Annotated in this window: 8 protein-coding genes; 5 read left to right on the forward strand and 3 right to left on the reverse strand. The window is 65.5% G+C overall.

Annotated features, from left to right (window positions below; genetic code table 11):
• The first annotated feature begins 29 nt into the window (after positions 1-29).
• Positions 30-1,364 (forward strand): MFS transporter, encoded by a 1,335-nt coding sequence (locus G3N99_RS31750; protein WP_206124360.1) that lies wholly within the window; start codon positions 30-32, stop codon positions 1,362-1,364.
• Between the two features lie 115 nt (positions 1,365-1,479).
• Here G3N99_RS31750 and G3N99_RS31755 read toward each other — a convergent pair whose 3' ends face one another.
• Positions 1,480-1,773, reverse strand: coding sequence for a type II toxin-antitoxin system RelE/ParE family toxin (locus G3N99_RS31755; protein WP_174939888.1), 294 nt, complete (start codon positions 1,771-1,773; stop codon positions 1,480-1,482).
• A 2-nt stretch (positions 1,774-1,775) separates the two neighbouring features.
• On the reverse strand, positions 1,776-2,033 hold the full coding sequence (locus G3N99_RS31760) for a type II toxin-antitoxin system ParD family antitoxin (RefSeq protein WP_174939353.1): 258 nt from the start codon (positions 2,031-2,033) through the stop codon (positions 1,776-1,778).
• A gap of 228 nt (positions 2,034-2,261) precedes the next feature.
• Here G3N99_RS31760 and G3N99_RS31765 point away from each other — a divergent pair, with 228 nt between their 5' ends.
• The 3 genes from G3N99_RS31765 to G3N99_RS31775 all read left to right on the forward strand — a co-directional run bounded on the left by G3N99_RS31765 (position 2,262) and on the right by G3N99_RS31775 (position 4,158).
• Positions 2,262-2,981 carry a hypothetical protein gene (locus tag G3N99_RS31765; protein WP_206124357.1) on the forward strand — a complete coding sequence of 240 codons (720 nt, stop codon included), beginning with the start codon at positions 2,262-2,264 and terminating at the stop codon, positions 2,979-2,981.
• A gap of 80 nt (positions 2,982-3,061) precedes the next feature.
• Complete coding sequence (locus G3N99_RS31770) at positions 3,062-3,820, forward strand: hypothetical protein (protein ID WP_206124358.1); 759 nt, start codon at positions 3,062-3,064, stop codon at positions 3,818-3,820.
• Positions 3,817-4,158 (forward strand): hypothetical protein, encoded by a 342-nt coding sequence (locus tag G3N99_RS31775; RefSeq protein WP_157687414.1) that lies wholly within the window; start codon positions 3,817-3,819, stop codon positions 4,156-4,158. Before G3N99_RS31770 ends, G3N99_RS31775 begins: the two co-directional genes overlap by 4 nt.
• 175 nt (positions 4,159-4,333) lie before the next feature.
• On the opposite strand, the gene G3N99_RS31780 is transcribed toward G3N99_RS31775, so the two are convergent.
• Positions 4,334-5,209 carry a LysR family transcriptional regulator gene (locus G3N99_RS31780; protein ID WP_206124359.1) on the reverse strand — a complete coding sequence of 292 codons (876 nt, stop codon included), beginning with the start codon at positions 5,207-5,209 and terminating at the stop codon, positions 4,334-4,336.
• Between the two features lie 213 nt (positions 5,210-5,422).
• Between G3N99_RS31780 and G3N99_RS31785 the strand changes: the two genes are divergently transcribed.
• Positions 5,423-6,361, forward strand: coding sequence for a LysR substrate-binding domain-containing protein (locus tag G3N99_RS31785; protein ID WP_206124361.1), 939 nt, complete (start codon positions 5,423-5,425; stop codon positions 6,359-6,361).
• The last annotated feature ends 360 nt before the right edge of the window (positions 6,362-6,721 follow it).

The raw sequence follows: 6,721 nt of genomic DNA on the forward strand, positions 1-6,721 counted from the left end.
TCAACGTTCAATCCGGCGCCGCACGCGCGTTGCCGCTGTCGCGTGGCGCCGATGCGCCGCACCGCCCCGTCGCGCTCGACGACGTGCCGCTCAACCGCTTCCACGTGAAGATCGCCGGCCTGACGTTCGGCGCGCATTTCACCGAGGGCTACACGCTCGGCACGATCGGCTACGCACTCGCCGCGCTCGGCAAACAGATGCCGATCGACGCGTTCTGGATGGGGATGATCGGCAGCTCGGCGCTGATCGGCATCTTCTTCGGCAGCCTCGTGTTCGGCTGGCTGTCCGACCGGATGGGCCGGCAGAAGATCTTCCTGACGAGCTTCGTGATCATCACGGCGGCCGCGTTCGCGCAGTTCTTCGTCAGCTCGCCGCTCGAACTGTGTTTGCTGCGCGTGCTGATCGGCTTCGGGATGGGCGGCGACTTCACGGTCGGCCATGCGATCCTCGCCGAATTCTCACCGCGCAAGCATCGCGGCGCGCTGCTCGGTTCGTTCAGCGTGATCTGGACGATCGGCTATGTCGCCGCGAACGTGCTCGGCCTCGCGTACAGCGACGCCACGCCCGATGCATGGCGCTGGCTGCTCGCGTCGGCGGCGTTGCCTGCGCTGATCGTGCTGGTGCTGCGGATCGGCACGCCCGAGTCGCCGCGCTGGCTGCTCGGCAAGGGCCGGGAGAAAGAAGCACGTGCGATCGTCGCGAAACATTTCGGGCCGCACGTGATGCTCGACGGTTCGGCCGAACCGCATGCGAATACCGGCTTCTCGCGGCTGTTCCAGCGTGACCTGATCCGCCGCACGGTTTTCAACTGTGCGTTCTTCGTGTGCCTCGTGATTCCGTACTTCGCGATCTACACGTTCCTGCCGACGATCCTGAAGACGATCGGCCTCGCCGAAGGGTTCGGCGCGGACCTGCTGCTGAACGGCTTCCTCGTGCTCGGCGCGCTGATCGGCATCTGGCTGACGATCCGGCTGTCGCGGCGCGGCTTCCTGATCGGCTCGTTCGCGGTGACGTGCGCATCGCTCGTCGCGCTGGCGGTGCTGCCGTCGGCGGCGGCCATCGCAATGATCGTCGCGTTCGCGATCTTCACGCTGACGATGTCGGCATTCAGCAACCTCGTCGGCGTGTTCCCGCCCGAGTGCTTCCCGACCGAAGTGCGCGCGAGCGGCGTGGGTCTCGCGATCGCGTGCAGCCGGCTCGGTTCGGCGATCGGCACGTTCCTGCTGCCGGTCGGCATCGCGACGCTCGGCTTTCACGCGACGATGTTCGCGCTCGCGGGCGTGCTGCTGGTGGGGATGATCGTGTCGATCGCGTGGGCGCCGGAGACGAAGCATCTGACGCTGGAGGAGGCGTCGGGGCATTGAACGTGGAGGCGGGTTGCATGCTCACCTGCTTCATCGGGCTCGCATCAACCTGTCGCTGATACGCCGAGGACGCTACGCGCGATTCGAACGAACCCGATGCGATGCGCGCGTTCGCTCAGAACAGGATCGACGCGTAGTCCCGCGCACCGTGCAGGATGTGAAGAATGTCGATCCGCGTCGGCGGATCGCCGACGACCCGATAGAAGATCTGGTAGTTGCCGTACACGCGGTGCCGCACGCCGTGACGCTCGAAGCGCGGCACCAGCGGAAACGCCAGCGGCATCGCGGCAAGACTCAGGCACTTATCGCGGATCTCCCGCACGAACGTCACGGCGCGTTGCGGGTTGTCGCGTGCAATGTAATCCGCGATCGCCTCGAGTTCGGTAATCGCAAAGTCGGACAGGTGCACGGTCAGGCCTGACGGTCTGCCTGGGCCCGATACTTCGCCTCGAGACGATCGAAGACTTCCGCCGCCTCGGCGCCGCGTCCTGCTTCCGCATCGGCAAGGCTGCGCGCGATCACCGCGTCCAGCGCATTCAGTTGCGCTTCGCGATCCTGGATCAGGCGCACGCCTTCGCGAAGCACTTCGCTCTTGGATCCATAGCGCCCCGATTCGACCAGCTTCGCGACGTAAGTCTCCAGCTGCTGGCCCAGTTCCGCACTGATCATGTCGACCTCCCGGCCGGATTGAATTCGATCCACCAAGCGTATCGTGGCTATCAACTATTATCAAGAAGACAATCTCCGAAGGATCGGCGCGAATGTTTTCGAAGTGCCGATCGGGCGGATGGAAGGAACGGGAGGCGCCCCGGCAGGCCGCTGCGGCGCCGGACATTCATCCGGTTTTCGCGCGCACTCGTGTAGCCTTACCGGACCCTCACCGTGCGAGCAGCGATCATGATTGAAGACATCGTCACGCCACAACCTAGCCTGAAGGTCTATCCGCCAGACGCCGACGTCTTTGCCGAGCCCCATGCCGCACTCGCGCGCCACCTGCATCCGCTCGTGTCGATCGACCTGTCGGCGGTCAATCCATCGTGGGAGGGCTGGATCCACCTGCTCAGCCCCGTCGAACCGTACGACGGGCTCGTCGGGCAGGACACGGCCGCGTATCACAACGACTATCTCCGCGCGAACTGGATCGGATTCCGGCTCGACGACGACAACCGCTACACGCTGCTCGGCGACCCGCGCTACTTCTATCTGGAAAACCCGCCCGGCGCGCATGACACGGGCTATCGCGAGGAACTGGAGGCGCACTACGCCGAGCAACAGGCCAGCATCGACACCGCGCGCAAGCGGTTCGCCGAATACGGCGTGCTCTACTCGTCCAACCAGTACGCGCCGGACGAGCGCGATTTCAGCCAGGAAAAGCCGTGCAACCTGATCGACCAGCTCGGCGGATCGGTCGGCTGGGGCCACTGGTCGGGCACCTCCGACTTTCCGGTCGACGACAGCGATCCCGACAACATCCGGCCGATCGGCCCCGACGGCGCGCGCTTTCGCTTCGTCGCCGGTGTGACCGGGTGGGAATATCGCGCGATGGGGGCGGACTGGATTCTGCTGTTTTACGAACCGGTCAGCCGCGTGGCGCTGCTGACGTTCGACTGGTCGTAAGGTGGGCGGGACGGGCGGTCGCTCCGTCTCGTGATCGGATTGGCCGTTTGGCGGACTCTGCCAGTCGGATTCGCGTCGATATGCTGGGGGCTTTCCATTCATCGCCGGACGCCATGCCCGCGCCACATGTCGATCTCGGCCATGTTCTGCCATACGAAACGTCGTACTTCGACGATCGGCTCGAGGTCGATCGAAACGACCTGGATATTTCCGCGTTGCTTGGGGTGGCCGATGACATTCCCGATGCACTACTCGTTGCGTTGTGCGGAGCACCCGCCGGATCGGACATTCAAGCCTATCTCGACAGCGCAGACAGGTTGACTTTCAGCGTCACCCATTCCGCGTTGATCCGATCCGAAAACCGCATCGCCGTCTTCCGAGAATCGGACACATTCGCACTCGAACTCAAAACAATCGATCTGGCTGATAGCGCTATCGCCGGCCTCGGAGCGGCCATGCTATGGCGGATCGCAAGAGCGTGCGATACGCTGGGAATCACCCGCATCAACGCATTGGCAGCGGGTGGCCGCAAGGCGGCGCCAAAACCCGGCGGGCGTCGACTGTTTGGGTACTACGCCTGGCCTCGGCTCGGTTTCGATGCCCCCATTCCCGACCAGCAAAGCGACGAAGCAGCCCTGTTCCAGTATTTCCAGAGCGACCCGGTCGGTCTGGCCGACGGGTCACTTCGATCGCTGCACGCACTCTATGCGACGCGATTCGGGCGAGATTTCTGGCGCGTCGCGGGATCGCATCGCTGGATGACTTTCGACGTTACGCCGCACGGAAAATCCGTGCGGACGTTGCAGAACTACTTGATCGAAAAGGGGATTTACGAATGAACGCAAAGCACACTCCGATCGCAGGGTTCCGGATCACGCGCCGTGGGCGCCCGACGAGCGAACATCGTCCCGTTCGCCTCTCGGAAGCCCGCCGGCTCCTTGATGCAGTCGTCACGCGCGAACTCCATCACAGCCTGGCTCGGGTCATGCGCAAATCTGCCATCGAGCACGACGCACGGGCCACCGTCACATCCACCTCCCCGCCGAAACGAGCCGTCTTCAACGTGGGACGCATCGATCCCTCGAAGTGCCAGTTGCCGAGCATCTCGGATGCCGAAGCAGAAGCCATGGCGCGCCGGGAAACACTCATGCACTTCGGCCTGGATCCCGACTCGTAATCAGCCGCGACGGAGGGAATCCGCATGGTCCAGGCCGTCAATGATCGTGGCTATCGCTGTTCCCGGTAACGATCGTTGACACACGCCAACACCGCGAGAAGAGCACGACACGCGCGGACTGATCCGATTGCTTCCACCGAAAGATCAGCCGCGTCTCAGCATCGACGCACCCGCCCTACCCCCTCCTCCCCGCCTGCCCCCGCAACCACGCGGCAAACGCGACCACCGGCTCGACCGCCACACTCTCCGGCTCGACATCGAGCCAATACCCGAACGGCCCGATCGGCTGCACCGGCGACAGCCGCACGAGGCTGCCTTCGCCGATCTCCTCCTCGATCATGTTCAGGTCGACCACCGCCAGCCCCGCGCCCTTGCGCGCCGCGCGGATCGCCTGCTCCAGCGTGGAAAACTCGATACCGTCACCGATCCGCGCCAGCGGCACGCCCGCCTGGTCGCACCAGTCGGCCCACAGCGCGAGGCGCTTGCCTTCGTGCAGCACATGCAGCGACGGCAACCGGCCGAGCAGCACATCCAGCGCATCGCCGCGATAACGCGGCGCACCGACGAGCGCATGCCGCTCCATCATCAGCAGCTCCGACTGCATCCCGGCGCGCGCCGCGCGTCCGAAGCGGATGTGGCAATGGCAATCGTCCGTCGGCTCCGTACGGATCGACAGCTCGACGTCGGGCAGCGCCTCCGCGAGCGTGCCGAGCCGCGGCGAAAACCACTGCGTCGCGAACGTCGGCGGCAGCGACACCGTCAGCCGCCGTTTCGCACCCGGCCGCGTGGCGGCGATTTCGCCGACGCCACGCTCGATCGTGTCGAACGCCTGCCCGACGAACGGCAGCAACCGCTCGCCGGCATCGGTCAGGCGCACGCCCTTGTGATCGCGCTCGAACAGCCGCGCGCCGAGCGCTTCCTCGAGCAGCCGGATCTGCCGGCTCACCGCCCCCTGCGTCACGCACAGCGAAACCGCCGCACGGTTGAAGCTCAGGTGACGCGCGGTCTCCTCGAAAAATCGCAGTGCGATCAACGATGGCAGGCGTCGCATGATGTGTGTCCCTTTCGTTCGTATCGTTCGTGTCGTTGCCGGCCGGCATCACCGGCCCTCCTGCGGGCAACCTTGTCGCAACAAGGCGCACCCACTGCCATACCGTAAAACCCCCGCGCCCTCCGTCGCCGCCATTCATCGTCCCCGCACCCGCGCCACCCGCCTACAATAAGCATCCCGCACCAAACACGACACCGCCCCGTGAGACGCAAGATGCCGGCGCTGAATGCGCTGAAAGCCTTCGAGATGGCCGGCCGCACCGGCAGCTTCACGCGCGCGGCCGAACTGCTCAACGTGACGCAAAGCGCGGTGAGCCGCCAGGTTCGCCAGCTCGAGGGGCAGCTCGGCGAGCCCCTGCTCGAGCGCCGCCATCACCAGCTCGAACTGACTGCGGCCGGCCGCGTGCTGCTGCGCGCGCTGCAGCAATCGTTCGACAAGATCGAGCTGACCGTGCGCAGCCTGCAGGAAAAAACCCACCTGAACCGCCTGCGCGCGAACGTGCCGCCCACCTTCGCCGCGCGGTGGCTGATGCCGCGCCTCGGCCGGCTGCGCGACGCGCATCCCGAATTCGAGTTGAGCCTCACGACCCGCATCCACGACAGCCTCGGCGAATCGCGCGTGCTCGACTGCGCGATCCGGTTCGGCGACGGCGAATGGGACGGCTTCGACAACGCGCTGCTGATGCAGGAGCAGCATATCGCCGTCTGTGCGCCCGCGCTGTATGCGCGACTTCGACAGGACGGCGCGCCGATCGACCTGAACCGCTTCACGCTGCTGCACGTGCTCGCCACCGACGACCAGCGCTACCTGACCTGGCAGCACTGGCTGAAGGCGGCCGGCATCGCCGACGTCGACACGCGCGGCGGCTACGAATTCGACCTGCTCGACCATGCGATCCGCGCGGCGATCGACGGTCTGGGCATTACGATCGCCGACCGCCACATGGTCGCGCGCGAACTCGCGACCGGGCAACTGATGCAGGTGCTCAACGTGCACGTCGACGGCCACCAGTCGTACTGGTTCGTCACGCGGCCCGAGCAGACGAACCTGCCGCACATCGTCCAGTTCCGCGACTGGCTGCAGCAGGAAGTGTGGCTCGCGAAGCGCCATCTCGAACCGTCGTCGCCGCTGCCGCAAGTGCCGCTGGCCTAGCCCGCGATCCGCCCCCGATCGCCCTCGACCACCCGCCGCGGGCGACACCTTACCGGCTTCCACGCCCGTCCGCATTCGGCCCCGTCGGAAAATACGACAGGCCACCGCCCGCCCCGCCCTCCATCCGCGCCACCGCAGCCTTGCCGGACGGGCGACTCCGGTCGATTCACCGAGTAACGTGCGTTTTTCTCATGCTCGGCGCGAAAATAAGTCGTTTGTCGTGCGCTAAACGCATGAACAGAATGGCCTCTATCCCTTGCCACGCGTGTTCGCCACTCGAAGCGATCCGCCTGCATTCATCGGAGGAGTCACTTCATGCGCACCGAACGCAACTACGTGAACGGCCGTTTCGTCGCCCCG

Source organism: Burkholderia sp. Ac-20392, assembly GCF_017104585.1.
GTDB classification, from domain to species: Bacteria; Pseudomonadota; Gammaproteobacteria; order Burkholderiales; family Burkholderiaceae; genus Burkholderia; species Burkholderia lata.

Coding starts and splice junctions, on each gene's coding strand:
- G3N99_RS31780 (WP_206124359.1), bottom strand. CDS start 5,209: ATGCGACGCCTGCCATCGTTGATCGCACTGCGATTTTTCGAGGAGACC.
- G3N99_RS31785 (WP_206124361.1), top strand. CDS start 5,423: ATGCCGGCGCTGAATGCGCTGAAAGCCTTCGAGATGGCCGGCCGCACC.
- G3N99_RS31765 (WP_206124357.1), top strand. CDS start 2,262: ATGATTGAAGACATCGTCACGCCACAACCTAGCCTGAAGGTCTATCCG.
- G3N99_RS31760 (WP_174939353.1), bottom strand. CDS start 2,033: ATGATCAGTGCGGAACTGGGCCAGCAGCTGGAGACTTACGTCGCGAAG.
- G3N99_RS31775 (WP_157687414.1), top strand. CDS start 3,817: ATGAACGCAAAGCACACTCCGATCGCAGGGTTCCGGATCACGCGCCGT.
- G3N99_RS31770 (WP_206124358.1), top strand. CDS start 3,062: ATGCTGGGGGCTTTCCATTCATCGCCGGACGCCATGCCCGCGCCACAT.